Raw genomic sequence first — 25,132 nt, 5'->3', positions numbered from 1 at the left:
AAATATACAATTAATTATCAGAATTATAAGTTTTTTAAGGTTTAAAATGACTGACAATCAGTCGTTATTCGATAAGGAGGTATTTTATGGATCGTACAGCCGTTAAAACTTTAACCTTGAATATGTACATAAACGGAGAGTGGAGAAAAGCAGAGAAGCAGCGCTCTACTGTTAATCCAGCGACAGGTGAAGTGATTGGATATGCTGCAGAAGGCAGCGCAGAAGATATGAAAGCAGCAATTGAAGCAGCACGAGAAGCCTTTGACAACGGAATTTGGTCTGAGACTTCTGCATCTGACAGAGCAGCCATCTTATTCAAGATTGCCGATAAGCTTGAGGAAGCGAAAGAAGAACTAGCAGCATTAGAAACAATGGATAACGGAAAGCCCTATCGTGAAGCTGAGGCTGATGTGGAAGATGCAGCTGCTTGTTTTAGGTATTACGCTGGGTTAATTACAAAGCCAGACGGTCAAACGTACAGCGTTCCTGCACCTATGCAAGCAATGGTTATAAAAGAACCAATCGGCGTGTGCGGATTGATTGTACCTTGGAATTATCCGCTATTAATGAGCGTGTGGAAAATTGCACCTGCTTTAGCTGCAGGAAATACGATTGTATTTAAACCTTCTGAAGTGACACCAGTTACTCCTACAAAACTTTTTGAGATCTTAGAAAGCGTAGGATTGCCAAAAGGAGTGGCAAACCTTGTTATGGGAGCCGGAGATACTGTGGGAAATACGCTTATTCAAGATAAGCGTGTTGATAAGATTTCTTTTACAGGCGGAACGGTAACTGGAAAACACATTATGCGTCAAGCAGCAGAAAATGTAACGAAGGTATCTTTAGAACTTGGAGGAAAGTCACCGAACATTATATTTGCTGACGCTGATTTTGAAACAGCTGTAGATTATGCCTTGTTTGGAATTTTTGCAGGGAGCGGCCAAATTTGCGCTGCAGGTTCTCGTATTTTAGTAGAAGAAAGCATTGCTGAGCAATTTATCGAACGTTTTGCAGAACGTGCTCAAAAAATTAAAGTAGGAAATGGAATGGACCAAGAGATTGAAATGGGTCCTCTTGTAAGTGAAGAACATATGAAAAAAGTATTAAAGTACATCAAAATTGGAAAGCAAGAAGGCGCCCGCCTTGTATGTGGAGGCAATCGAATCACCAGCAGTGGATTGGAAAAAGGATTCTTTGTAGAACCTACGGTTTTTAGTAGCGTTACGTCAAATATGAAAATTGTGCAAGATGAAATCTTTGGGCCCGTGGTTGTTATTCAAACGTTTAAAGATGAAAAAGAAGCTATTAAGCTTGCAAATGATACGGAATATGGTTTGGCAGGCAGCGTGTTTACAACTGACGGTGCAAAAGCTCTTCGGATGATTAAAAAGCTGCGTGCGGGCATCACTTGGGTAAACACGTATCATTTTACGTTTAACGAAGCACCTTGGGGCGGATATAAGCAGAGCGGAATTGGCCGAGGACTGGGCACGTTTGGATTGGAAGAATTTCAAGAAGTAAAACAAATTAATATTAATTTACAAGTAGAGCCAATCGGCTGGTTTAAAAATTAAAAAGTAGAGAAGGAGCGATATTAAAATGAATACAGTGACGAAAAATCAAGAGGTAAACAAAGCATATGGTGAAGTAAACGAATATATCAACAAAGTGCTGGGACTTATTGAAAAAAGCGAAGTGTCAGCTGAAGAAGCACAGTGGATTACGAAAGAAACAGTAGACGGATTTCGCGAGCATGTCAACCCAGGCTTTTTAGAATATCGTAAAACAGTAACGGTGGATACGCAGTTTGCAGCTGTTGAATGGTCAGATGAAGGTTCTTGTTTTACGGATGTAAACGGTAAAAAATACATTGATTGTTTGGGCGGGTTTGGAATTTATAACGTGGGACACCGTCATCCTAAAGTAGTCAAAGCTGTTCAAGATCAGCTTCAGCGTCAAGCCCTTCATAGCCAAGACTTATTAGATCCACTTCGTGCGATGCTTGCTAAAATTTTAGCAGATATTACACCGGGGGATTTGAAGTATTCCTTTTTCACAAACAGCGGAACAGAAAGTGTAGAAGCCGCTTTAAAACTAGCGAAAATGTATAGTGATCGAACAACGTTTATTTCCACAACACGTTCTTTTCATGGAAAAAGTCTAGGTTCTTTATCAGGTACGGCAAAAGGAATGTTCCGTAAACCATTTCTGCCGTTAATTCCAGGTTTCCGTCATGTACCGTTTGGTGATATTGACATGATGCGCAAAACATTTGAAACGTGCGCGCTTGTAGGGGAAGATGTGGCAGCTGTTTTATTAGAACCAATTCAAGGAGAAGGGGGCATTATTCTTCCTCCTGAAAATTATTTAAAAGAAGTGCGTGCACTATGTGATGAGTACGACGCTATCTTAATTTTTGATGAAGTTCAAACAGGCATGGGACGTACCGGTGAAATGTTTGCATCAGAATTATACGATGTTGTACCCGATATTTTATGTCTTGCTAAAGCGTTTGGAGGAGGAGTTATGCCTGCTGGCGCGGTTGTAGCAAAAGAAAAAGTGTTTTCAAGCTTCTTTGATAATCCGTTTATGCACACAACAACGTTTGGAGGCAACCCGCTTGCCTGCGCAGCGGCTATTGCAACTATTAACGTGTTGATTGAAGAACAGCTGCCAAACCGTGCAAAAGAGCTAGGAGAATATTTCCTTGCTGGTTTAAAGAAAGCTGCTGAAAACCATGGAGATAAAGTACTTGAAATCAGAGGGCAAGGCTTAATGATTGGAATTGAGTTCCACCAAGATGAAATTGGCTACGCGCTTTCTAAGGGAATGTTTGATGAAGGAATTCTAGTAGCTGGGACGCTTGTAAACTCTAAAACAATTCGTATTGAGCCACCGTTGACTATTGCAGCTGAAGAAGTAGATCAAGTCATTTCTACATTTGAAAAAGTATTAAATGAGCTGAACCACCAATAAATGTAACAAGGAGCAATGAATATGAGTCGTCAAACGTTTCTTATTCCTGTATTGCTTTCAATGATTTTAGTAGTGGAAATGCCTAGCGACTAACTGAAATCATTGAAACGGAGGAGTAAATTATGAAATATCCATTGTCCCCAGATGTCAAACCAGAGTTTTGTACAACGGGCTCATTTATGAGGCTGCCAGCGGAAAGAAAAAATGCAAAAGTAGGGCTAGTAGGAATGCCGTTTGATACGGCAGCATCTTTCAGAGTAGGTGCACGCTTTGCACCTCAAGCCATTCGTCAAGCTTCCATGACGCTGTTTCCTTATCACCCGGTACACGACGTATACCCATTTGATGATACAAATGCCATTGATATTGGTGATGTGCCGGTTATTCCGCACAATATTCACAGAAGCTATGAATTGATGGAAGAAGCGGTAGGAGCTCTTATGGATAGAGGAATCGTTCCAATTGGAATCGGAGGAGATCATTCTGTTACTTTAGCAAGCCTTCGTGCTGCTGCTAAAAGATATGGCCCAGTGGCTATGATTCATTTTGATTCTCATACAGATACGTGGGATACGTATTATGATGAAAAATATTGGCACGGATCTCCTTTTATACGCGCATATGAAGAAGGGCTAGTAGATCCGAAGAAAGTTTTTCAAATTGGTATTCGCGGAACATTAAATCATCCGGGAGATGTTCAAGAAAGCAAAGATCTCGGTTACCATGTAGTAACGGCAAGAGAGCTTGAACATCAAGGGTTTTCATTGATTTTGGAGCAAATGAAGACAGCGATTGGAGATACCCCGTGCTTTTTAACATTTGATATTGATTTTGTTGACCCTTCGTGTGCACCGGGAACGGGAACGCTTGAAGTAGGCGGATTCAGCAGCAGAGAAACGCTGCAAATGATCCGTTCTCTGACGGGATTTAACTATGTTGGATTCGACTTGGTAGAAGTGCTGCCCGCTTATGATCCAACGCAGATAACCTCTTTGCTTGCAGCTACAATCATTCATGATTTTGCTAGTTTAGTTGCAGTGAAAACGAAAAGAGAGTCATTGGATACGATGATTAAATAACAGTTTGTAAGCAGAAATCCCTCTTATTCAGAGGGTATTTCTGCGTGGATATAGCAGGAGATTAGGAATATATAGCTATTTAAAATAAAGCGCTTTCATAATATGATAAAAGAAAAAGATAGTTTGTTAGCAACCCTTACCAACTTAAAGAAATAAATCATATATTTGCTTATAGTAAATGTAACAACTCTTTATATAAAAATGAATGAAAGTCATTCATTTTTATATAAAGAAATTAAATCATATGCATTTATGGGTTAAATTGTCAGAATGTTCTTAATAAAGTGAAGGGGGAAGATAAATGAAACATGAAACAGTAACATTAAAAAGGTCGTTGAAATTATGGCAGATTGTATTAATGGGGATCGGATATATGACTCCGATGGTAGTGTTTGATACGTTTGGGATTGCGTCTGATATGACGAATGGACACGTTCCCACATCTTATATCATAGCCCTTGTCGGGATGCTTCTCACGGCAGTAAGCTACAAAAAGATGATTCAAGTGTTTCCAAATGCAGGCTCAGCCTATACATATACGCAAAAGACAATCAATCCACATTTAGGGTTCCTAGTTGGCTGGTCTGCACTAATGGATTATCTCTTTTTACCGATGGTTAACGCACTTATTTTTCAAATTTATTTATCATCTATTTTTCCTTCGGTACCATCGTGGATTTGGGTTGTCAGTTTCGTCATTATCGTTACGCTGCTAAATTTACGAAGCGTTAATTTCACCGCCAATTTCAATACGTTTCTTGTTGTATTTCAAATGACGATTTTAGTATTGTTTGTTGCTGTTTCAATCAAAGCGTTGCTAGGCGGAATGGGGGAAGGAACCCTTTTTTCTATGAAGCCTTTTTTTAATCAGAACATGACGTCATCAGGGCTAATAGCGGGAGCGACACTTATGTGTTTTTCCTATTTAGGGTTTGATGCAGTGGCCATGTTATCAGAAGAAACGCCCAATCCTAAAAAAACGATTCCGCGAGCTATTTTTTTAGTTGCGTTAATTGGAGGAGTCATGTTTACCGTGACATCTTATTTTATCCAAGCGGTTTTTCCAACGTTAGAAGGATTCAAGCATCCAGACGCTGCAGCTCCTGAAATTGCTATGTATGTGAGCGGCACGCTGTTTCAAATTGTCTTTTTAGCTGGAGGAATTGCAGGAACATTATCATCAGGCATGTCATCGCATGCAAGCGTTTCACGTTTATTATACGTAATGGGACGGGATCGAATTTTACCTCAGTCATTTTTTGGTTATGTTCATCCTAAGCTGCGCACTCCCTCGCGAAATATTGTATTGGTCGGAGTTGTATCAGCAACTGCCATTTTCTTCAGTCTGGCAACGGCTACTTCATTTATTAATTTTGGAGCACTCATTGCGTTTTCTTTTGTTAATATTTCGGTTATCGCGCACTATGCTGTTCATCAAAAGCAGCACCGGTCGGCTAAGGGATTTTTGTCATACATTGTTATGCCACTATTAGGAGCAGCAGCGATTGGCGTTTTATGGCTTAACTTGGAGCGCAATTCATTTTTACTTGGGATTGGCTGGGCGATTGCTGGTTTAGTTTATTTGGTGTATGCAACGAAAGGTTTTAGAAGGCAGCTGTCTTCCATTGAGTTTAAGGAAACAGAAGAAATGTCACCTTTGATGAAAGTCGGAGAAAAGTAAGGATAGAAACTACCTGTTTAAGCCTATCTTATTAAGGAAGCCACATTTATGGATTACGTATTTTGAACGTGTTACTATGTAAGAACGATAAGATAGAAAAAGGTAGGTAAATTATGATTAGAGCAGTTGTGTTTGATTTTGATGGATTAATTATTGATACAGAATCAGTGTGGTACGAGGTGTACCGCGAAATGTTAGAAGACAGGGGAGTAGATTTACCGATTGCAACGTTTGCTTCTTATGTGGGAACGGATGCTACGGCACTTTACGATTATTTGCTTCAGCAGTTTAACAATGAGTTCACGAAAGAGGAACTGGCTCAAGAATCGTTAAGACGTCATCAAGAAAAAATGAAATCATTAGTAGCCCGAGAAGGTGTAGCAGAGTACTTGGCAGAAGCAAAAGAACTTGGATTAAAAATTGGTTTAGCAAGCAGCTCATATCGCGACTGGGTAACAGCATTTTTAAAAGAGCTAGATTTGCTGCACTATTTTGAAGTCATTCAAACGCGCGATGATGTAGAAAAAGTGAAGCCAGATCCGGCTCTTTACCGAAATGCAATTGAAAAGCTAGGCGTAGAGCCTTCTGAAGCTTTAGCATTTGAAGATTCTTCTAATGGAGCAAAAGCTGCCATGGCAGCAGGCTTGCGCTGTGTGATTGTACCAAATCCGTTAACTAAACATCTGTCATTCGAAAGATATCACTTACATATCGAATCGATGAAAGAGAAAAGTTTAAAAGAAGTGATTCAGTATCTTTGTATTGAAGATTAAAAAGAAAGGACGCTCCTACTGCGTCCTTTCTTTTTTTATAGAATGGGTATAACTTTTTTAATTAAAAAATAACGAATCAGCTTGTTTAAATAGATAAAACTGATATAATGATAACGATTATCAGTTTCAAGAGTCAATTATCTACATAAAGATACAAGCAGGAGGAATGACATTTGAATAAGAAAAAAATAGGACTGCTGGCTTTTATTACAATGCTGGCAATCGGAATGCTTATCGGCTGCAGCAGTACGAACAAGGAAAATTCAGCCGATGAAAAAAATGAAAAAACAAGAGTGGTTAAACATGAGCTTGGAGAGACAAAAGTAAAAGAAAATCCAAAGCGAGTAGTTGTATTAGAGTTAGGTTTTATTGATGCATTGTTAGATGCTGGTATTAAACCTGTAGGAGTAGCTGATGATGATAAAGCAGAACAGCTTATTGATAAAGATGTACTAAAAGAAATCAAAGGATACAAATCAGTTGGTACGCGAGCACAGCCTAGCTTGGAGTCGATTAAACTGTTGAAGCCAGATTTGATTATCGCTGATTCAGAACGTCATAAAAATGTATATAAAGAATTATCGAAAATTGCGCCAACAATTGAATTAAAAAATTTAAATGCTAATTACGATGATTTACTAAATACGGAGTTAAAAGTAGGAGAAGCGGTTGGCAAGAAGGCAAAAGTTGAAAAAGTTGTAGAAGAGCATAAGCAAAAAATGAAAGATTTAAAAGCAAAAGCGCCAAAAAATCCGGGCAATGTACTTGTTATCGCTGATGCAAATGGTAATATTAATGCTAGAACTTCAAATTTCTTTACAACGGGTGTTCTTGAGCAATTAGGCTTCAAAAATGCATTAACAGATCCTACAAAAGAGTACAGTGTAAAAATGACAATGGAACAGCTCGTAAAAGCAGATCCAGACAAACTCATTGTTATGCGAAATGAAAAAGGTCATACGCCTTTAGCAAAACAGCCATTATGGAAAGAGCTAAAAGCGGTTAAAAATAATCAAGTGTATGAAGTTGATGTATTTAAATGGTCTCTTCGCCGAAGTGTACAAGGTGCAAATGGTATTGCAGATGAAGCAGAAAAGTTATTATTTGAAGGCAAATAATAACGAAGAAAAGAACAATCCAGCGGGGTTGTTTTTTTCTTTTTATTGAACTTTCAAATGGAAGGAGGCGCAGTCTACTATGAAAGCTGTTCACGGTTTATCCAAAAGAAACAAATCTCCACTTCGCATAATAGCTATTTTTCTTGCTGTTATCATTCTTTTACTGATTTCTATGTTTTTATCTATTTCCATCGGTTCTATACATATTTCTTTTGGGACGATTAAGCAAGCTTTACTAGATTTTGACGGATCAAAAGAACAATCGATTATTCAAACTGTCCGCCTGCCTCGCTTATTGGTAACGGCATTTGTTGGTGCTAATTTGGCTGTCGCCGGAGCGTTGATGCAAGCATTAACTAGAAACCCATTAGCTTCTCCTGGTATTTTTGGTATTAATGCCGGGGCATCAGCGGCAATGGTATTTTTAACGGTTTTAGTGCCAGGTGTAAGCATGATTGGCGGGGTGTTTGGAGCATTTTTAGGAGGGGCCTTTGCTGCTGTTATTGTCTACGTCATGAGTTCGTTGATTAAAGGAGGAGACAGCGATGTAAAGCTTGCTTTAACGGGTGTCGCTATACAAGGTATGCTTATGTCTCTTACACAAACGCTGCTAATTTTTAATGAAAGCAAAACAGAAGGCGTTATGTTCTGGCTCACCGGCTCAGTTATTGGGCGGGACTGGGGACATGTTCACGTGTTGCTTCCTTTTAGCATTGTAGGTCTGCTTGTTGCGTTTGGTCTGGGAAGAGCGTCTTCTTTGCTATCTTTAGGAGATGATGTAGCTAGAGGACTCGGGCAGCGAGTCTTTGCCATTAGAGCGTTCACGGCAGTTGTTGTGATTGTATTAGCAGGTGTTTCAGTGGCGATTGCGGGTCCCATTGGCTTTGTAGGGCTTGTTGTTCCCCATATGGTGCGTTATTTAATAGGTGTAGATTACCGAGTTGTTTTGCCAATGAGCGCGCTGCTTGGTGCATCTTTATTGCTATTAGCAGACGTATTGTCGCGATTTATTACATACCCGTATGAGACCCCTGTAGGTGCAGTAACAGCATTGCTTGGAACACCGTACTTTATTTACTTAGCGAGACGCAAAAAAACAGAAAGGAAGGCATGAGTATATATGCAGACTGTCAATAAAACAAAAAAGCAGCCATCTCGATTCAAGTCTGTCGGCCTGTTTATCATTCTTTCTGTCTTAATTATAGCGCTGAGCGTGATAAGCCTTAGCTTAGGAGACATTAACATACCTCCTTTAGATATTATTACGTCTTTTATTGGCATTGGCGATCCTGACTTGACGTCTATTTTGGTAGAATTTCGCCTGCCTCGTATTTTGCTGGCTATTTTAACCGGGATCGGCCTAGCTGTGTCCGGAGTCGTCGTACAGTCTATTATGAGAAATCCGCTCGCTAGTCCAGATACATTAGGTCTTTCAAGCGGATCAGGGTTAGCTGCTGTTGCGGTCACTATTTTACTGCCTTTAGCAAGTCCGTCTGTTTTATCAGTCGCTGCGTTTGCAGGAGGCTCCTTTGTCTTCGTAATCGTCTATTTGCTTGCTTATAAAAAAGGAGTAGAACCTATTCGATTTGCGTTAATAGGTGTAGCGGTCAGCGCTTTTTGTTCATCCGGTATTCACTTGTTAATTTCAAAAGCAAATCCAAACGTAAACGCAGCACTCATTTGGCTGAGCGGCAGCTTATGGGGAAGAACATGGGATCAATTGATTGGTTTACTTCCGTGGGTCGTTATACTAGTACCGCTGATTTGGCTGTTAGCTGCTCGGTTAGATTTAATTCATTTAGGCGATGAAGTGGCTAGGGGGCTAGGGGCTAGAGTAGAGTTAATTCGTCTAGTATTACTAGCAAGCGCAGTGGCAATGACGGCTGCTGTTGTATCGGTTGTTGGCACCATTGGCTTTGTCGGGCTTATTATTCCTCATGTGGCCAAACGGTTAGTGGGACCGAGACATAAACAACTGATTCCTACAGCCGCTTTACTTGGAGCTTTGTTTGTACTAGCGGCAGATTTGATTGGGCGAGGAATTGCTCCTCCGATTGAAATTCCGGCCGGATTAATCATCGGCATTATCGGCGCTCCGTATTTTCTTTATTTACTGTGGAGAGAATCTAAAAAATAAGCTCGCGCTTTAGCGCGAGCTTATTTTTATTCCAAGTGAATTTTGGGAAATGGAATATGCGGAGGCTCTTCTAGCCATCCTTGTTCAATACTTATTCTTGATACTTCTTTGGCATATTCCAAAATTTCAGTCGTGAAGTTTGTATAGTTTAAAGCGAGATCTAAACGGGGGCTTGTTGACATCGCAAGCCCGTAGCCACGTACATTTTCAGTAATCATCGCAGCTAGGTGAAACATCATGAGTTTTTCTGAAAATGGAGGAACAGAAGACTTTTCTACTCCGTAATCCCACTTCATTGTGACCGGTATGTTTTCTACCATTAGCGGTTGTGACAGGGATTCAATATGCTGCTGCACAAGCTCTCTACCCTTTAATAAAAAAGCCTGAATGTCCTGAGAAGGAGCTGTTTGAGCAAACCCTAAAATTAAATCCTTTGCAATTAAGTTCGTCTGTATGCTTGACACGATATGAGAAATTTCAATGACGGTTAACGGCCGCTTTTCATCAAAATAGCTTCCTAAGAAGAGTTCTTTATCGTTCATATCAGACGCATCTGCAATAGGAATGGGAGGCAGTTCTATAAAAATTTGTTTTTCTAACAACAAATCTGTAATCGTTTGGTTAAGCTTTTCTGCTTTTAACAGCAAGCTGCGAAAAAAAGATCGTACATCATTTCTTGCGGCAACATCGACGCCCGTAGTTGCTGACAGCAGAAGGACGTTTGAAATATGCTTTAAATAAAGCAAATAAAAAGAATCCGAAAATAATTTTGGAGCTTCAGCGTCAAGGTCTTCTTCTCCGAAACCAAGCGGGATTGGCATATTTTCTTTTAAAAAGATAGCAGTGAGCGCATCACTGTTTTTTGTTGTGATATGCAGTGTACCTTGAATCGCTTTTTGAATCTCTAAATCGTCTACATGACAAAGAAATTGTTTGAGCATACAAGAAATCGCTTTATCGTTCATATATTGCTTCCAAATAACAGCCATCTCAGCGGCTGATAGTGGAGAAAATGATTGATTATTCATAATAAACTCCTCATGCTAAGTAATTAACAAGTTTCTAAAAGGTTACCAACTAGTATAAGTCAAAGGAAGTAAGATAAACACTATAGAAAGTAAAAAAGGTATCAACATTTTACTATAAGAGTAAACGTCATGCATAATTTAAAGGTTCTTTTAGCAAAAGAAGGGCGCAACCGCTTCTTTCTTGCAAAGCAGAAATAAAACCGAAATAATAAATGAAGAGAGTTAGGCAAGAAAGGAGTTTCATTATATGCCAGAAGGTCCAGAAATTAGACGAGCAGCCGACGAAGTGGAAAAAGCGATTATCGGTCTTCCCGTTCGCGAGATATGGTTTGCTTTTCCATCTTTGCAACATTATGAAGAAGTATTAACAGGAGCTCGTATTGAGAGAGTAGATACAAAAGGAAAAGCTATGCTTATTCGTTTTGACAACGGCTATACCATTTACTCACATAATCAGCTTTATGGAAAATGGTATGTTCGTTCATCTTACAATTATCCATCTACAAACAGACAGCTGCGCCTTGCAATTCATAATGAAAAAAAATCAGCGCTGCTTTATAGCGCTTCTGATATTGAAGTATTGCGTGATGAAGAAGTTCCAGCTCATCCTTTTGTATCAAGGGTTGGTCCTGATATCTTAAGTGAAGAAGTAACGGCAGGTGAGCTTTTAGACCGTTTTTATTCTAAACCATTTTATCGTAGAAAGTGGGCATCGCTGCTGCTAGACCAAAGCTTTATAGCTGGGATTGGCAATTACTTGCGCAGTGAAATCCTATTCGTAGCGGGAATTAACCCTGCAGCTCGTCCCATAGACTGCACGGAAGAACAGCTTAAAAAGGCAGCTGAAGCAACCATTTCTCTTGTAAAACAGTCCTATAAAACAGGTGGCATTACAAATGATGTAAAGCTTGCTGAATTGTTAAAAAAGAAAGGGCAAAAGCGCTCTGCATACCGCCACTGGGTTTTTAACCGTGAAGGAGAAGCTTGTCGAATTGACGGCACGCCTATTCTAAAAGTCCAAGCTGCTTCTAGAAGGCTTTATTACTGTCCTACTTGTCAGAAATAGCAGGATATATTTATTCTGCTATTTTTTTGATGTGAAAATGAATGACTGTTCATTTTTGTGATATAGTTAAAAAGTAAAGTCATAATCTTAAGGGGAGGGATAAGATGGAATGTAAAGCAGGAGATACATTTACGTGGCAAAGAACGTTTCAAGAGGAAGAAATCATGCAGTTTGCGGAGATGACTGGAGACCGGGGCAAACATCATATAGAACGTGACGAAAAAGGGCGGCTAATGGTACATGGGCTTATGACTGCTAGTATTGGGACAAAGATAGGGGGAGACTTAAACTACATTGCAAGAGAAATGGTGAGTGAATTTCTTCGTCCAGTTTTTGCAGGAGATACAGTTACCTGTGAATGTATATTAACTGAAGTAGAAAAAGCAGATGGTTTTCAAAAAGTGAAAATCAAATCAGTGTATCGAAATCAACAAGGTAAAGAAGTACTGATAGGGACAAGTAATGGAATTATAAGAGATTGAAATAAAAGCGCTAACAAAAAATAAGTTATGAAGGTTGTTAAAAAAGTCACGGATTCGTGACTTTTTTATTGTTCAATTTCCTTCTTTTGTTGTTTACCATTTAAATGTAAATATGGTAATTTAGTAAAGTTGAGTTTCACAAATGGTAAAAATGTGTATTTACTAAGTACATAGATTCTTATTTTTGGAAAAATATTTAAAAAGGAGTTTCTTAGATGAAAAAAATAATAAATACCGGCTTAGCACTATCATTCGCTCTATTGCTTTCGGCATGTGGGATGCCGTCTTCAGAGGAATTAACGGGTGACGTGAAAGAAGCACAAGAAAAGGTGAAAAATGTTCAAGTGAAAGTCAATGGGAAAGAAGAAGGATCGTCTGATTACAAAGTCAACGGAGTACAAGAGTTTGATTTTAAAAGTAAAGCAGGTTACATTAACACAAAAATGAACGGCGAAGAATTGAAGATGTATCATGACGGTGATGAAACGTTAGCTGTGGCTGGAGAAGAAAGCACAAAAGTACAGGGAGAAGAAAAAAAGTACGTTAAGGCTTTAATTAATAACGCTAGGGAGCTTCAACAAAATCCAATACGCTACTACCAAAAATATGATAAAAATCTTCCAAATGAATTTGACGTCACCGAAAAAGACAAAGAGTATGTATTAACATTTAACGGAGACAAAGACAAAAAGCAAAAAATTGTAGCAGGTGATGCTAAAGCTTATTATAAAATAACAAATCAAGGCAGCGATACTGCTGTAGACCTTGACCAAATTAAAGGAAAAGATTTTTCGCTTATTGTGACAATTGATAAAGAAACGAAGCAAATAAAGAAAGTAGTAAAAAATCAGTCGTATTCAGTTAAAGTAGACGGAAAAACAGAAAACTCAAAGTCTAAGCAAACGTATACGTATACATATAACCAATTAGACAATGTAACAAAACCAAAAGTGGAAGCAAAAGCCGCTGCTGCTTCTAATGGTAGCAGCACCGAAACGCCAAGTAAAGAAAAGCAGGCTGCCTATGCCAAGGAAGCGGGACAATACGTGGATGCTTTAATTCAAGCCACTGTTTATCAAAATACAGATCAATTTGTTGCTAAACATCCGAATCAGCAAGATAAGAAACAGGTAAAAGAAAAAGGGGAGTTCCAAAAGAGTTCGTTTGTAGAGTTTTTTGAAACGAATTTTAAAGGGGCTTTATCATCATTGAGCTCAAATATAACCGATGAGCAGTTAAACGAAGTAAGCAGCGCTTTTCTAAAAGCTCTTTCATCTACAAAATATACCATTAAAGATGCAGCGTATAGTGCTGAAGATGATGCGTACGTCGTACAAGTCGAAATTCAAGGATTTAACGATGCAAGTGTATTAGCGGAAGTCATGACACCACTTGCAGAAAAATATCAGGCGGGTGAGCTGAGTAACGAGCAGTTAGTAAACGAACTTATTGACGGAGTAGCAAAACGCTATCGTGAGCCAGTTGAATTACTTCCGGCAAAAACAGTCCCTGTACACGTCGTAAGAAATGGTGAAAAAGATTACGAAGTTTTAATGCAAGATGAGTATCTGTTAACATTTGCTCAACAATCATAAATAGACATAAAAAAGGATTTCAGCTATATGCCTGAAATCTTTTTTTATGTTGTTTTAAAATATAATTTCAAAAAATAAAATAAATTATTGAAATTATATTTTAAACGAATTATAATAACCATAACTTCACTACATGATGAAAAAGGGGCCGAAAAGATGAATGAACAGCTTACGTTATTAACAACAGAGTCTCAAAACGAGCAGACCATGAAGATAGATACGGCTAGTACAAAAGAAATTTTAAACGTAATGAATAAAGAAGATCAAAAAGTGGCGCTGGCTGTGCAAGAGGTACTTCCAGACGTAGAGGTAGCAGTTGAGTTTGTAAGCGAATCGTTTCAAAAGGAAGGGCGGCTTATTTATGTCGGAGCAGGAACAAGCGGACGGCTGGGAGTATTGGATGCTGTTGAATGCCCGCCTACTTTCAGTACCAATCCCAATCAGGTACAGGGACTGATGGCTGGAGGAGAAAAAGCATTTGTGAAAGCAGTTGAAGGTGCAGAAGATAAAGAAGAATTGGGAGCAGCAGATTTACAAAAAATACATTTAAATGAACGAGACACAGTCATTGGAATTGCTGCAAGCGGACGTACGCCTTATGTGATTGGTGCATTGAAATATGCAAAATCTGTAAAAGCTAAAACAGTGGCGCTGTCTTGCAATGGTAATTCACTTATTGGAAAAGAAGCAGATCATAGCATCGAGGTAGTAGCAGGTCCAGAAGTGCTAACAGGTTCCACAAGGTTAAAAGCAGCAAGCGCTCATAAAATGATTCTCAACATGATTTCTACCGCGGCCATGATTAAAGTAGGAAAAGCATATGAAAATTTAATGATAGATGTTCATGTGAGTAATGAAAAGCTTAAGGAACGAGCGATAGGTATTATTTGTAAAATTACAGGTGTTTCTTACGAGCGAGCAAGTCAAACGCTTGAAGAAGCAAATAATGAGGTAAAAACAGCAGTGGTTATGATCAAAACAAATGAAAATTACGACACCGCAAAGATGTTACTGAATAATGCGGGGGGGTATGTGAGAAAAGCGATTGAACATTACGTATAAAGGAGAGAAACGATGTCAACAGGCGGATTAACAATGATTAAAAACACGGTGGCTAAGCTTCCAGATTCGGAGCGGAAAATTGCTGAATATATTTTAAACAACCCGCATACTGTGGTAAACAGTACGGCTGGGGAACTAGGAAGACTAGCGAATGCGAGCAGTGCTGCTGTTATTCGTTTGTGTAAATCTATCGGGGTTAGCGGCTTTCAAGAATTAAAGGTTAGAGTAGCCGGTGATTTAGCTAAAGATACAGAACAAGGATACCGTGATATTGAAACAAATGAAACAATTCAATCTATTGTCAAAAAAACGGCAAGCAACAGCATTCAAAGTCTAAGTGATACGGCTGAGCTTGTGAATTATAAAGAAGTAGAGCGGGCTGTTTTGGCGCTGATTGGAGCAAAAAACATTCATTTTTTCGGAATTGGTGCTTCACATATTATTGCTATAGATGCGCAGCAAAAATTTCTTCGAATTAATAAAAATGCGACGGCTTTTGCGGATAGCCATTTAGCAGCTACACTCATCGCAAATGCAAGTAAAGACGATGTAGTTGTGGGTATTTCTTTTTCAGGAGAGACTCCTGAAGTAAGCAACGTCTTATCTTTAGCTAAAAATCGCGGAGTAAAGACGATTAGCTTAACTAAGTACGGACAGTCTACCGTTTCGTCTTTAGCAGATATTTGTTTGTATACGTCTTATTCTCAAGAAGCGCCGTTTCGAAGCGCAGCAACATCGTCTCGTTTAGCCCAGCTTTATGTGATTGATGTTTTATTTTTAAGTATTGCAGCGCAGCAGTACGACCAGACGATTGAGTATATTGACAAAACAAGAGATGCCATTCAGTTTTTGAAAGATAAGAAATAAAAAAAGAAAACGATTACAAAAAAGGGGATTTTGTGGTCTGTTTCCTCAGTGGCGTATCCATCTAAGAGGAAAATACAAAGGGGGATTAACATGTCTTTAGATAATCATCAATTAGCAAAGGCTGTTTTGGAGATGCTTGGGGGAGCATCTAATATTGAAGCGTATACGCATTGTATGACGCGGCTGCGTGTGACTATAAAAGATGATTCAATTGTTAAAAAGGCAGATATACGAAAACTTGAAGGCGTGCTCGGATTAGTGGAAGAAGAAACGCTGCAAATCATTATTGGGCCGGGCAAAGTGAACAAAGTAACAGAAGAATTTGGAAAGTTAATTGATGAATCCGGCGGTATTAACTTAGAAGATCGTGCAGCACAGCGGAAATCGGAGCTGAAAGAAAAAAATGCAACTCCGTTTAAGCTGTTGCTTCGCCGAATTGCAAGTATTTTTATTCCGTTGATACCTGCTCTTGTAGCATCTGGACTTATTACCGGAGTGACAAAAGCAGCTGTGCAGGCGAAGTGGCTTCCGGCAGATTCACAGATTGCTATTCTTTTAACCGTTATCGGAAGCGGTTTATTTGCCTATCTGGGTATTTTAGTAGGTATTAATGCAGCAAAAGAATTTGGTGGTTCGCCAGCTCTAGGAGGCTTAGCGGGCATTTTAGTCATTAATCCTGCCGTAGCTGATATTAAACTTTTTGGTGAAGCACTTTTGCCGGGGCGTGGGGGCTTAATAGGAGTGCTGCTTGCAGCAATCTTTATGGCCGTGTTAGAAAAACGAGTACGTAAATTTGTCCCACAGTCACTGGATATTATTATTACACCAACCGTTACGGTGTTAATTACAGGAATTATTACGTATGTGGTATTCATGCCAATCGGCGGCTTCATTTCAGATGGAATCACAAAAGGTCTTTTAGGAGTTTTAGAGGTTGGAGGAGTTGTAGCAGGCTTTGTTTTAGGGGCAACGTTTTTGCCGCTCGTTATTACAGGACTGCATCAAGGTCTTACTCCGGTCCATTTAGAGCTTATTAATTCGATTGGAGATGATCCGCTTCTTCCTATACTAGCAATGGGCGGAGCCGGTCAGGTTGGTGCAGCTTTTGCTATTTATATCAAAACAAAGAAAAAACGCTTAAAGCGAGCAATTGGAGGCGCACTTCCTTCAGGGCTGCTGGGAATCGGAGAGCCGCTTATTTTTGGAGTCACACTTCCTTTAGGGCGTCCATTTTTAACCGCTTGTCTTGGAGCTGGAATCGGCGGAGCGTTTCAGGCGCACTTCCATATTGCAACTGTAGCAGTGGGAGTATCGGGTTTGCCGCTTACGTTTTTAGTTCATGCGCATCAAATTCTTCTTTATTTACTTGGATTAGTTATTGCTTACGCAGCAGGCTTTATTTGTACCTATTTCTTTGGATTTAACGATGAAATGGCGAGGGAGTTTGAATGATTGGCATTTCATTTTATTTGAACGATAGAGATGCCAAACAAAGATTAGTAGAAGCGAGTGAATGCGGCGTTACACGCGCATTCACTTCACTTCACATTCCAGAGGAAAAAGGAGATTTGGCTGAACGGGCAAAAGAATTGCTTCATGTGGCTAGAGATTGTGGAATAAGCGTGTATGCAGATGTATCTAAGCATACACCGGTTCATTTAGGTATCGAAAGCCTTATGACTCTATCTTCACTTGGCGTATCAGGTATTAGACTAGACGATGGCTTTAGCGTAGAAGAAACGATTTTACTTGCGGATGAGTTTTATATTGCCCTTAATGCAAGTACAGTGTCAAAACTAGAAATAGAAGCGCTATTATCTGCAGGCCTTCATCATCATCAGCTGCTTGCTTGGCATAATTTTTATCCGCGGCCTGAAACAGGGCTTGAAGAAACGTTTTTTCAACAGCAAACAGATTTATTTAATGAACTTCGTATTCCAGTTTGTGCTTATATTCCTGGAGAAGGCGAAAAGAGAGGACCTATTTATCAAGGACTTCCTACTAGAGAAAAAGACCGTAATAAATGTCCTTTTACCTCTGCAGTAGATTTATACGGATGCGGAGTAACGGAGGTTTATATTGGAGATCCATACGCCAGTTCAAATTTATTAAAACGTTTAGTTCAATATCAAGAAAACCGCATTATTCCGCTACGCATTCGTTCACCTCATATACAGGGAACGTACAGCGTGCGTCCGGATGTATCAAGAGACGTTCTGCGTTTGGTTGATACACGATCTGTAAAACCAGTGCTGCCATTTCATACAGTAGAACGCAGAATCGGAGCAATTACAATGGACAATGATGGCTACGGACGTTACAGAGGAGAGGTTCAAATAGCTAAAAGGAATTTGTCTGCAAATGCTAATGTGAATGTGATTGGGTATGTAATAGAAGAAGATCATGAGCTGCTTTCATTAGTGAGACCGGGGCAAAAGCTTGAGCTTATTACTGTCTGAAGGAAAAAACGGTGTATTTTTAAAGAAGCCAATAGCTAACTAGTAATGTCACAAAAACAAAGAGCACACACTGCATGAAAAAGGTGTGTGCTTTTTCTTTTACTACTAAAAAGGAAACTATTTTCATTACCATATCATGAACCTTTCTATTGAATAAAACGCTTTACTATGATAAAACTATTACAGGTAAACATATGATAATAGATTAATTTCATAGAGATACAACACCACTAGGGGTGCTTTCGAAGCTGAGAGAGACGATAAGTCTTAACCCTTATAACCTGAACTAGGTAATACTAGCGTAGGAAAGAGGTATTGTAATGGATGTTTTGTATGGGATTTCCTTACGAACTCGTTATAATAATTTTGTGTACATAAACAAAAACACTTCTTTCCTGCGAAAGAAGTGTTTTTTTATGCGTAAAGGAAGGTGTCATACATGAAAGAAACAATTGATTTGCTTGTCAAACAGGTAGAGGAGCGCAAAGGAGAGTTAATCCAGTTATTAACAACGCTTGTTTCGTATAAAACGCCAGCGCCTCCTGCACGAAATTCTCATGAAGCGCAGCTGTACGTAGCGGATTTTCTTAAAAACTGCGGTTTTTCCATTGATATGTGGGACTTATATTCTAACGACCCTATCGTAGTGGGAACGTTAAAAGGACAAAAATCGGCTGACTATCAAAGCTTGATTATTAACGGCCATATGGATGTTGCTGAGGTACAAGAAAATGAAAATTGGGAAACCAATCCGTTTGAAGCTGTTGTGAAAGACAATATGATAATTGGACGCGGAGTTGCTGATATGAAAGGCGGTTTGGCGGGAGCATTATTTGCAGTTCAGCTTTTAACAGAAGCAGGAATCGAGCTGCCAGGAGACTTGATTTTTGAATCCGTTGTAGGAGAAGAAGTAGGAGAGGCAGGTACGCTGCAATGCTGTCAGAAAGGGTATACAGCTGATTTTGCGCTTGTAGTCGATACAAGTGATTTACATATTCAAGGTCAAGGCGGAGTGATCACGGGATGGATTACGATAAAAAGCAGTAAAACCTATCATGACGGTACACGCCGAAGTATGATTCATGCTGGAGGAGGGCTGTTAGCCGCAAGCGCTATTGAAAAGATGGCAAAAGTGATCGGAGGGCTACAAGAATTGGAGCGTCACTGGGCTGTTACAAAGAGCTATCCAGGATTTTTGCCAGGGACAAATACGATTAATCCAGCAGTAATCGAAGGCGGAAGACATGCTGCTTTTATTGCAGATGAATGCAGGCTGTGGATCACCGTTCACTATTATCCTAATGAATCGTACGACCAAGTATCAAAAGAAGTGGAAGAATATATTATAGCTATTGCAAAAGCAGATCCATGGTTAAAAGATAATCTGCCAACCTTTGAATGGGGAGGCACATCAATGATTGAAGACAGAGGAGAAATCTTTCCGTCATTAGAAATTGATGAAAATCATGCAGGAGTGCAGCTGCTTGCAAATACTCATGAACAAATGGAAGGGAAAAAACCTCCAATTGATGTGTCAACTAGCGTAACAGACGGGGGATGGCTAGCTGATGCGGGAATTCCCGCCGCTATTTACGGTCCGGGAAATTTAGCAAATGCACATGCTGTGAACGAACAATTAGATATTAATCAGCTTGTTCAATATACAAAAGTGATAGTGCAGTTCATTTATACGTGGCTGCATACGCATAAGGAGTGATCATCATGAAATTTAGTGAACGATTATACGAAAAGCTGCAGCCTATTTGGCGTCAAAATCATAATCATCCCTTCGTACAGGGGATGGGAGATGGAACGCTTGAAAAGGAGAAGTTTCGCTTCTACATGATTCAAGATTACCTTTACCTAATTGATTATGCCAAATTATTTGCGATTGGAGCCATGAAAGCTACCGATCTTCAAACGATGGGGAAATTTGCAGCCCTTTTAGATTCTACATTAAACGAAGAAATGAGTCTGCACCGTGAGTATGCCAAGAAATTTGAAATCAGCGAAAAAGAATTAGAAAAAGCGCAGCCATCTCCTACAACGCTTGCATACACGCACTATATGCTGCACGTTGGTCAAAGTGGAACATTAGCTGAATTAGTAGCCGCTCTTTTGCCTTGTATGTGGAGCTACTGGGAAATAGGAAAAGAACTTAGTGAAAAGCCTGGAGCTAACAATGAGTTTTACCGTGAGTGGATTGAAATGTACAGCTCAGAAGAATTTGGAGAACTGGCGACATGGTGTATCAATTTATTTGACTCACTTACTGAAGATAAATCAGAAGTGGAATTAGAAAAGCTTGAAGAAATTTTCTTGAATACGACGCGTTTTGAGTATATGTTCTGGGATATGGCTTATAACGAAGCGATGTGGCCAATTCATGAATAGGTCTGTGTTATCTTTTCAAAACGTCAGTTTTACGTACAAGAACGGTGATCAAGCGATTTTAAAATCATTAAACTTAGATGTGAAAGAAGGCGAGTTTGTCAGTATCGTTGGAGCGAGCGGCTCTGGGAAAAGTACGTTGTTTCGTCTCATTACAGGTCTTGAACAGCAGAGTGAAGGCGATATCGTGATTAACGGAAAGTCTTATGAAAAGCGACTAGGAAAAGTAGGCTATATGCCGCAGCAAGATTTGCTGCTTCCGTGGCGTACGATTCTAGACAATGCAGCACTGCCTCTTGAGCTTCACAATGTATCAAAAGCAAGTGCTCATAAGCAAGTGTCTCAGCTGCTTGAAGAGTTTGGCCTAAAAGGGTATGAAAACCGTTTTCCAAGTGATTTATCCGGAGGGATGAAGCAGCGCGTTTCTTTTCTTCGGACGGTATTAAGCGGTTCTAACGTACTGCTTTTAGATGAGCCTTTTAGTGCACTTGATGCAATCACACGTTTATCGATGCAGGAATGGCTGCTTGACCAATGGCAAAAGCGTAAGCATAGCATCTTATTTATCACTCATGACGTCAATGAAGCGCTTTTTTTATCAGATCGCATTTTTATCTTTTCAGACAAGCCAGTAAGTTGTCTTGAAGAAATTCAAGTGCCGCTTAGCAGACCTCGAACGCAAAAAGATCTGAATCAACAGCGAGTGCTTGATGTGAAAGATTATTTAATTGAACAGCTAAGATCGAAGGTGAACACATGAAAAAGTACGGGGCTTCAGTGATTTTAGTAGTCATTTTGCTGGCTGCTTGGGAAATTGGAGCACGCATTGTAAACTATCCGTTTATTTTACCAACGCCCAGCGGTATTTTAACGAAGCTTTGGGAGCTGCGAATGGATTTATTGTTTAAGCATTTACCAGCTACGTTATCTATTGTCGTAATTGGGCTTGTAATATCCGTTGTGCTAGGGGTTCTGCTGGCTGTGTGGATGAATTGGAGTCCGCTTATTGAGCGTGCTTTTTATCCGCTTATTATTGCGTCACAAATGATTCCGACCATTGCCATTGCTCCTGTATTTGTGCTGTGGTTTGGCTACTCCATTTGGAGCAAAGTGATTGTGACCGTATTAATTACGTTTTTCCCCATTACCGTTAGCACATTTGACGGGCTTCGTTCTACAAACAAAGAGTTAAAAGAACTCATGTTAACGATGGGAGCAACAAAAAAAGATATTTTCTTTAAGTTGAACATTCCTTCTGCACTGCCTCATTTTTATTCGGGACTCAAAGTAGCGGTTACCTTTAGTATAATAGGTGCTGCCATTGGGGAATGGTTGGGTGCGCAAGCAGGCTTAGGATATTTCAGTCGTCGCATGATGACACAGTTTGATGCAGCTGGTGTATTTGCACCAATTGTGATTTTATCCGCGCTCGGTATTTTATTTTTTATTATTGTAGTAGGTTTCGAAAAACGTTCATTAAAGTGGAGGAAAACAGAATGAAAAAATGGTTTGCGATTAGCTTAAGCCTGCTGCTTGTTTTGATGCTCGCTGCTTGCGGTCAGGACAAGGAAAATAAAGCTGGTGACAGTAAAAAATTAAAAGACGTTACAATTATGCTTGATTGGTATCCAAATGCAGTGCACAGCTTCATTTACGCTGCACAAGAAAAAGGATATTTCAAAAAAGAAGGGCTGAATGTAAAAGTACAATTTCCTGCTAATCCAACAGACTCGCTTAATTTAGCAGCTGCAGGGAAAGTCACGCTTGGCCTTTACTATCAGCCTGATGTAGCAATGGCACGAGCAAATGAAGATGTGCCGGTAAAGTCGGTAGGAGCGATTGTAAGATCTCCGCTAAACCGGGTTGTGGCATTGAAAGATAGCGGTATTAAGCGTCCTAAAGATTTAGAAGGAAAAGTAGTAGGATACAGCGGAACACCATTAAGTGAATCTGTTCTAAAGAAAATGGTGAAAAGCGATGGAGGAGATCCGAATAAAGTAAAACTAGTAGACGTAGGGTTTGAGTTAAATTCATCGCTGATTAGCAAAAAAGTAGATGCTGTAATAGGTGCGTATATTAACCACGAAGTACCATTGCTTCACAAAAAAGGATACAAAACTGTTGACATTGATCCGTCAGATTACGGCGTGCCATCTTATTACGAGCTAGTGGCCGTTACAGGGGATCAAACGTGGGCAAAAGATTCTGATACGATTAAAGCGTTTTGGCGTGCCGCGACAAAAGGGTATGAATACACGGAGAAACATCCAAAAGAATCACTTCAAATTTTGTTAGATAATCAAGATAAATCAAACTTCCCGCTTGAAAAAGATGTGGAAACAAAAAGTTTGAATATCTTACTTCCAAAAATGAAGTCTGAACAAGGATTTGGCAGTCAAACGAAAGAATCATGGCAATCAAATGTTAACTGGTTAAAAGAGTCAGGGTTAATTAAGAAAAAGCCAAATGTAGCTGAGATGTTTGAGAATATTGGGGAATCTCAGTAAATAATTTAAGACGAATTTAAAAAAACCTCCTTATACTGAACGTAACTTTCTGAAAGAGAAAGTGAAAAGGTCAAGGAGGTTTTTTTATGGCTTTTACGATAGTAGAGAAGGAAACATGTATTGCTTGCGGAGCATGTGGAGGGAGTGCGCCAGATCTTTATGATTATGATTCAGAAGGTCTTGCTTATGCCGTATTAGATAACAACGAAGGAACAAAAAAAGTTCCTGAACATCAGCAAGATGAGATGATGGAAGCGTACGAAGGGTGTCCAACAGACTCGATTAAAGTTGCAGAGCAGCCGTTTTATGGAGATGCAGCAAAATTCGAATAGGGCTTTTGAAAAAATAAATAATGATAAAGTACATTTAGTTATCTGATAAGTGAATATTTGGTTATATAGAAAGTTCCAAAACAAAAAAGGTCTTGCCTAGGCAAGACCTTTTTCTACTCTAAATTTGCATGCTTTCCGTACATCGTATGAGTATCAAGTTCTTTCTTCTCCATGAAGCGAAGAATCAGCGCATCGTAAAAAAGAAGAAGCGTTTGTTCAAACAGTGACGCCATAGGCTGTACGGTTTGATAACTGCTTTGTTCTTGATCCTTCGGAGCGCCGGGCAGCTTCACGATGAAGTCAGCCAGCTTGCCAAGCGTGGAATCGGGGGAAATCGTGACTACTCCAACTTTTCCTCCAAGTTCTTTTGCTTTTTGAGCAATAGGAATCAAGCTCTTCGTTTCGCCAGAACCTGATCCGATGATTAATAAATCATCCTGCGTGAAAGTGGACGTCACGGTTTCTCCAATGACATAAGCATCAATGCCCATATGCATCATACGCATAGCAAACGACTTGCCCATAAGACCTGAACGGCCTGCTCCTGTGACAAACACTTTTTTAGATGAGATGATGCCATTTACAAGCTGTTCAGCTTCATCGTCAGCGATTAGAGCTGTTGTTTGTAAAAGCTCATTCATAACCGTTTTTAAATGTTCGCTCGTCTGCATAGAAAGCTCCTTAATTTGTAATAAGCTCTTTCATTTGAGAAGCAACTGATTTTTTATCATCTTGGCTCGTGATGCCTCCGCCAACGATAACAAGATCAGGCTGTGCTTTTACTACTTCAGGTAAAGATTCTAATTTAATGCCGCCAGCAACGGCTGTTTTTGCATTTTTTACAACGCTTTTGATTGTTACTAAATCTTCAAAAGAGTTTTGACCAACTGCTTGAAGATCGTATCCTGTGTGTACGCAGATATAGTCAACGCCAAATTCGTCTAGCTCTTTTGCGCGTCCTTTAATATCTTTTACACCAATCATATCGACTAGAATTTTTTTACCTTGTTTTTTCGCTTCTTCAACTGCACCTTTAATTGACATATCTTCAGCCACACCTAAGATGGTAATGATGTCTGCTCCAGCTTGAGAAGCTTGCTGTACTTCATAACCAGCTGCATCCATGATTTTTAGGTCAGCTAATACTTTTAAATTAGGAAATGCTTCTTTAATTTCTTTAACGGCGCGAAGCCCTTCATTGATTACAACAGGTGTACCGATTTCCACGATATCAATATGTTCTTCAACTTCTTTTACTACCTCTTTTGCTTGAGAAATATTAACAAGATCTAATGCTAATTGTAATTCCATTCTACTCCACTCCTTACAGAAATCTATAGATACCTTTTGTGCCTTTTTACATAAAAAGCAGCTGGTGTAGTTATTGTACCCGCAGTTTGAGGTTCTTAAAAGTACGCACTTTTCCCACAAATAGTGTGGGGAATGATAGTATACAGAAGTATACTAATGGACATATCAGTCTTGTAACCGCTTAATTTTCATTAAAAATGCGGATGATATTGAGTAATATCATCCGCATAAAAAAATAAAAACTATGGAATAGAAGGATTCGTTTCCA

General features: G+C 39.5%; 24 protein-coding genes and 1 riboswitch. Of the genes, 21 read left to right on the top strand and 3 right to left on the bottom strand.

Annotated features, from left to right (window positions below; all coding sequences use genetic code 11):
* The first annotated feature begins 86 nt into the window (after positions 1-86).
* From ACRPLQ_RS15020 to ACRPLQ_RS14985, 8 genes are all read left to right on the top strand, one after another.
* On the top strand, positions 87-1,574 hold the full coding sequence (locus tag ACRPLQ_RS15020) for an aldehyde dehydrogenase family protein (RefSeq protein WP_432236147.1): 1,488 nt from the start codon (positions 87-89) through the stop codon (positions 1,572-1,574).
* Positions 1,575-1,599: 25 nt separating this feature from the next.
* A complete protein-coding gene (locus tag ACRPLQ_RS15015; protein WP_033578138.1) occupies positions 1,600-2,976 on the top strand; it encodes a putrescine aminotransferase in 1,377 nt (458 codons plus the stop codon).
* 122 nt (positions 2,977-3,098) lie between these two features.
* Positions 3,099-4,055 (top strand): agmatinase, encoded by a 957-nt coding sequence (gene speB / locus ACRPLQ_RS15010; protein WP_416225911.1) that lies wholly within the window; start codon positions 3,099-3,101, stop codon positions 4,053-4,055.
* A gap of 301 nt (positions 4,056-4,356) precedes the next feature.
* Positions 4,357-5,736, top strand: a complete 1,380-nt coding sequence (locus tag ACRPLQ_RS15005; protein ID WP_098113712.1) for an APC family permease — start codon at positions 4,357-4,359, stop codon at positions 5,734-5,736.
* A 113-nt stretch (positions 5,737-5,849) separates the two neighbouring features.
* The gene (locus tag ACRPLQ_RS15000) at positions 5,850-6,509 is read left to right on the top strand and encodes an HAD family hydrolase (protein ID WP_432236146.1); all 660 of its coding nucleotides are present in this window, start codon (positions 5,850-5,852) and stop codon (positions 6,507-6,509) included.
* A 173-nt stretch (positions 6,510-6,682) separates the two neighbouring features.
* Positions 6,683-7,627, top strand: a complete 945-nt coding sequence (locus tag ACRPLQ_RS14995) for an ABC transporter substrate-binding protein (protein ID WP_028412138.1) — start codon at positions 6,683-6,685, stop codon at positions 7,625-7,627.
* Between the two features lie 79 nt (positions 7,628-7,706).
* Complete coding sequence (locus ACRPLQ_RS14990) at positions 7,707-8,741, top strand: FecCD family ABC transporter permease (protein WP_033578146.1); 1,035 nt, start codon at positions 7,707-7,709, stop codon at positions 8,739-8,741.
* A 6-nt stretch (positions 8,742-8,747) separates the two neighbouring features.
* Positions 8,748-9,764, top strand: coding sequence for a FecCD family ABC transporter permease (locus ACRPLQ_RS14985; protein WP_028412140.1), 1,017 nt, complete (start codon positions 8,748-8,750; stop codon positions 9,762-9,764).
* A 26-nt stretch (positions 9,765-9,790) separates the two neighbouring features.
* On the opposite strand, the gene ACRPLQ_RS14980 is transcribed toward ACRPLQ_RS14985, so the two are convergent.
* Positions 9,791-10,792, bottom strand: coding sequence for a DUF3231 family protein (locus ACRPLQ_RS14980; RefSeq protein WP_033578148.1), 1,002 nt, complete (start codon positions 10,790-10,792; stop codon positions 9,791-9,793).
* A gap of 247 nt (positions 10,793-11,039) precedes the next feature.
* Here ACRPLQ_RS14980 and nei point away from each other — a divergent pair, with 247 nt between their 5' ends.
* The 13 genes from nei to ACRPLQ_RS14915 all read left to right on the top strand — a co-directional run bounded on the left by nei (position 11,040) and on the right by ACRPLQ_RS14915 (position 23,553).
* On the top strand, positions 11,040-11,858 hold the full coding sequence (gene nei / locus ACRPLQ_RS14975) for an endonuclease VIII (RefSeq protein ID WP_432236145.1): 819 nt from the start codon (positions 11,040-11,042) through the stop codon (positions 11,856-11,858).
* 104 nt (positions 11,859-11,962) lie between these two features.
* A complete protein-coding gene (locus ACRPLQ_RS14970; RefSeq protein ID WP_013055587.1) occupies positions 11,963-12,340 on the top strand; it encodes an FAS1-like dehydratase domain-containing protein in 378 nt (125 codons plus the stop codon).
* Between the two features lie 215 nt (positions 12,341-12,555).
* Positions 12,556-13,935, top strand: a complete 1,380-nt coding sequence (locus tag ACRPLQ_RS14965) for a DUF6612 family protein (protein ID WP_432236144.1) — start codon at positions 12,556-12,558, stop codon at positions 13,933-13,935.
* Between the two features lie 156 nt (positions 13,936-14,091).
* Entirely contained in the window at positions 14,092-14,997 is a 906-nt protein-coding gene (murQ, locus tag ACRPLQ_RS14960; protein WP_432236143.1) for an N-acetylmuramic acid 6-phosphate etherase, read from the top strand.
* A 12-nt stretch (positions 14,998-15,009) separates the two neighbouring features.
* Positions 15,010-15,864, top strand: coding sequence for a MurR/RpiR family transcriptional regulator (locus ACRPLQ_RS14955; RefSeq protein ID WP_033578150.1), 855 nt, complete (start codon positions 15,010-15,012; stop codon positions 15,862-15,864).
* Between the two features lie 90 nt (positions 15,865-15,954).
* Positions 15,955-17,316 carry a PTS transporter subunit EIIC gene (locus tag ACRPLQ_RS14950; protein ID WP_033578151.1) on the top strand — a complete coding sequence of 454 codons (1,362 nt, stop codon included), beginning with the start codon at positions 15,955-15,957 and terminating at the stop codon, positions 17,314-17,316.
* Complete coding sequence (locus ACRPLQ_RS14945; protein ID WP_047751584.1) at positions 17,313-18,323, top strand: MupG family TIM beta-alpha barrel fold protein; 1,011 nt, start codon at positions 17,313-17,315, stop codon at positions 18,321-18,323. The genes ACRPLQ_RS14950 and ACRPLQ_RS14945 overlap by 4 nt, the downstream gene beginning before the upstream one ends.
* Before the next feature lie 222 nt (positions 18,324-18,545).
* Positions 18,546-18,648: riboswitch (TPP riboswitch) on the top strand.
* Between the two features lie 114 nt (positions 18,649-18,762).
* Positions 18,763-20,040, top strand: a complete 1,278-nt coding sequence (locus tag ACRPLQ_RS14940; protein WP_028412152.1) for an acetylornithine deacetylase — start codon at positions 18,763-18,765, stop codon at positions 20,038-20,040.
* Between the two features lie 5 nt (positions 20,041-20,045).
* Complete coding sequence (gene tenA / locus ACRPLQ_RS14935) at positions 20,046-20,717, top strand: thiaminase II (RefSeq protein WP_028412153.1); 672 nt, start codon at positions 20,046-20,048, stop codon at positions 20,715-20,717.
* Entirely contained in the window at positions 20,710-21,474 is a 765-nt protein-coding gene (locus ACRPLQ_RS14930) for an ABC transporter ATP-binding protein (RefSeq protein ID WP_028412154.1), read from the top strand. The genes tenA and ACRPLQ_RS14930 overlap by 8 nt, the downstream gene beginning before the upstream one ends.
* Positions 21,471-22,214 carry an ABC transporter permease gene (locus tag ACRPLQ_RS14925; RefSeq protein ID WP_028412155.1) on the top strand — a complete coding sequence of 248 codons (744 nt, stop codon included), beginning with the start codon at positions 21,471-21,473 and terminating at the stop codon, positions 22,212-22,214. Before ACRPLQ_RS14930 ends, ACRPLQ_RS14925 begins: the two co-directional genes overlap by 4 nt.
* Positions 22,211-23,221, top strand: coding sequence for an ABC transporter substrate-binding protein (locus ACRPLQ_RS14920; RefSeq protein WP_328141770.1), 1,011 nt, complete (start codon positions 22,211-22,213; stop codon positions 23,219-23,221). Before ACRPLQ_RS14925 ends, ACRPLQ_RS14920 begins: the two co-directional genes overlap by 4 nt.
* A gap of 86 nt (positions 23,222-23,307) precedes the next feature.
* Positions 23,308-23,553 carry a ferredoxin gene (locus tag ACRPLQ_RS14915; protein WP_165635510.1) on the top strand — a complete coding sequence of 82 codons (246 nt, stop codon included), beginning with the start codon at positions 23,308-23,310 and terminating at the stop codon, positions 23,551-23,553.
* A gap of 113 nt (positions 23,554-23,666) precedes the next feature.
* On the opposite strand, the gene hxlB is transcribed toward ACRPLQ_RS14915, so the two are convergent.
* Positions 23,667-24,224 carry a 6-phospho-3-hexuloisomerase gene (gene hxlB, locus ACRPLQ_RS14910; protein ID WP_013055598.1) on the bottom strand — a complete coding sequence of 186 codons (558 nt, stop codon included), beginning with the start codon at positions 24,222-24,224 and terminating at the stop codon, positions 23,667-23,669.
* A 10-nt stretch (positions 24,225-24,234) separates the two neighbouring features.
* Positions 24,235-24,864, bottom strand: coding sequence for a 3-hexulose-6-phosphate synthase (hxlA, locus tag ACRPLQ_RS14905; RefSeq protein WP_013055599.1), 630 nt, complete (start codon positions 24,862-24,864; stop codon positions 24,235-24,237).
* Between the last annotated feature and the right edge of the window lie 268 nt (positions 24,865-25,132).

Origin of the sequence: Priestia sp. TRN 1309, from assembly GCF_050846875.1 — a bacterium.
GTDB classification, from domain to species: Bacteria; Bacillota; Bacilli; order Bacillales; family Bacillaceae_H; genus Priestia; species Priestia zanthoxyli.
This window is presented reverse-complemented; position numbering and strand designations above follow the sequence as displayed.

Excerpts from the sequence above, each read along its gene's own strand:
- ACRPLQ_RS15020 (WP_432236147.1), top strand. The coding sequence starts at position 87 with ATGGATCGTACAGCCGTTAAAACTTTAACCTTGAATATGTACATAAAC.
- murQ (WP_432236143.1), top strand. The coding sequence starts at position 14,092 with ATGAATGAACAGCTTACGTTATTAACAACAGAGTCTCAAAACGAGCAG.
- ACRPLQ_RS14925 (WP_028412155.1), top strand. The coding sequence starts at position 21,471 with ATGAAAAAGTACGGGGCTTCAGTGATTTTAGTAGTCATTTTGCTGGCT.
- ACRPLQ_RS15000 (WP_432236146.1), top strand. The coding sequence starts at position 5,850 with ATGATTAGAGCAGTTGTGTTTGATTTTGATGGATTAATTATTGATACA.
- ACRPLQ_RS14980 (WP_033578148.1), bottom strand. The coding sequence starts at position 10,792 with ATGAATAATCAATCATTTTCTCCACTATCAGCCGCTGAGATGGCTGTT.
- ACRPLQ_RS14970 (WP_013055587.1), top strand. The coding sequence starts at position 11,963 with ATGGAATGTAAAGCAGGAGATACATTTACGTGGCAAAGAACGTTTCAA.
- ACRPLQ_RS14950 (WP_033578151.1), top strand. The coding sequence starts at position 15,955 with ATGTCTTTAGATAATCATCAATTAGCAAAGGCTGTTTTGGAGATGCTT.
- ACRPLQ_RS15015 (WP_033578138.1), top strand. The coding sequence starts at position 1,600 with ATGAATACAGTGACGAAAAATCAAGAGGTAAACAAAGCATATGGTGAA.
- ACRPLQ_RS14915 (WP_165635510.1), top strand. The coding sequence starts at position 23,308 with ATGGCTTTTACGATAGTAGAGAAGGAAACATGTATTGCTTGCGGAGCA.
- hxlA (WP_013055599.1), bottom strand. The coding sequence starts at position 24,864 with ATGGAATTACAATTAGCATTAGATCTTGTTAATATTTCTCAAGCAAAA.
- speB (WP_416225911.1), top strand. The coding sequence starts at position 3,099 with ATGAAATATCCATTGTCCCCAGATGTCAAACCAGAGTTTTGTACAACG.
- ACRPLQ_RS14990 (WP_033578146.1), top strand. The coding sequence starts at position 7,707 with ATGAAAGCTGTTCACGGTTTATCCAAAAGAAACAAATCTCCACTTCGC.
- tenA (WP_028412153.1), top strand. The coding sequence starts at position 20,046 with ATGAAATTTAGTGAACGATTATACGAAAAGCTGCAGCCTATTTGGCGT.
- ACRPLQ_RS14920 (WP_328141770.1), top strand. The coding sequence starts at position 22,211 with ATGAAAAAATGGTTTGCGATTAGCTTAAGCCTGCTGCTTGTTTTGATG.
- ACRPLQ_RS14940 (WP_028412152.1), top strand. The coding sequence starts at position 18,763 with ATGAAAGAAACAATTGATTTGCTTGTCAAACAGGTAGAGGAGCGCAAA.
- ACRPLQ_RS14930 (WP_028412154.1), top strand. The coding sequence starts at position 20,710 with ATGAATAGGTCTGTGTTATCTTTTCAAAACGTCAGTTTTACGTACAAG.
- nei (WP_432236145.1), top strand. The coding sequence starts at position 11,040 with ATGCCAGAAGGTCCAGAAATTAGACGAGCAGCCGACGAAGTGGAAAAA.
- ACRPLQ_RS15005 (WP_098113712.1), top strand. The coding sequence starts at position 4,357 with ATGAAACATGAAACAGTAACATTAAAAAGGTCGTTGAAATTATGGCAG.
- ACRPLQ_RS14965 (WP_432236144.1), top strand. The coding sequence starts at position 12,556 with ATGAAAAAAATAATAAATACCGGCTTAGCACTATCATTCGCTCTATTG.
- hxlB (WP_013055598.1), bottom strand. The coding sequence starts at position 24,224 with ATGCAGACGAGCGAACATTTAAAAACGGTTATGAATGAGCTTTTACAA.
- ACRPLQ_RS14955 (WP_033578150.1), top strand. The coding sequence starts at position 15,010 with ATGTCAACAGGCGGATTAACAATGATTAAAAACACGGTGGCTAAGCTT.
- ACRPLQ_RS14945 (WP_047751584.1), top strand. The coding sequence starts at position 17,313 with ATGATTGGCATTTCATTTTATTTGAACGATAGAGATGCCAAACAAAGA.
- ACRPLQ_RS14985 (WP_028412140.1), top strand. The coding sequence starts at position 8,748 with ATGCAGACTGTCAATAAAACAAAAAAGCAGCCATCTCGATTCAAGTCT.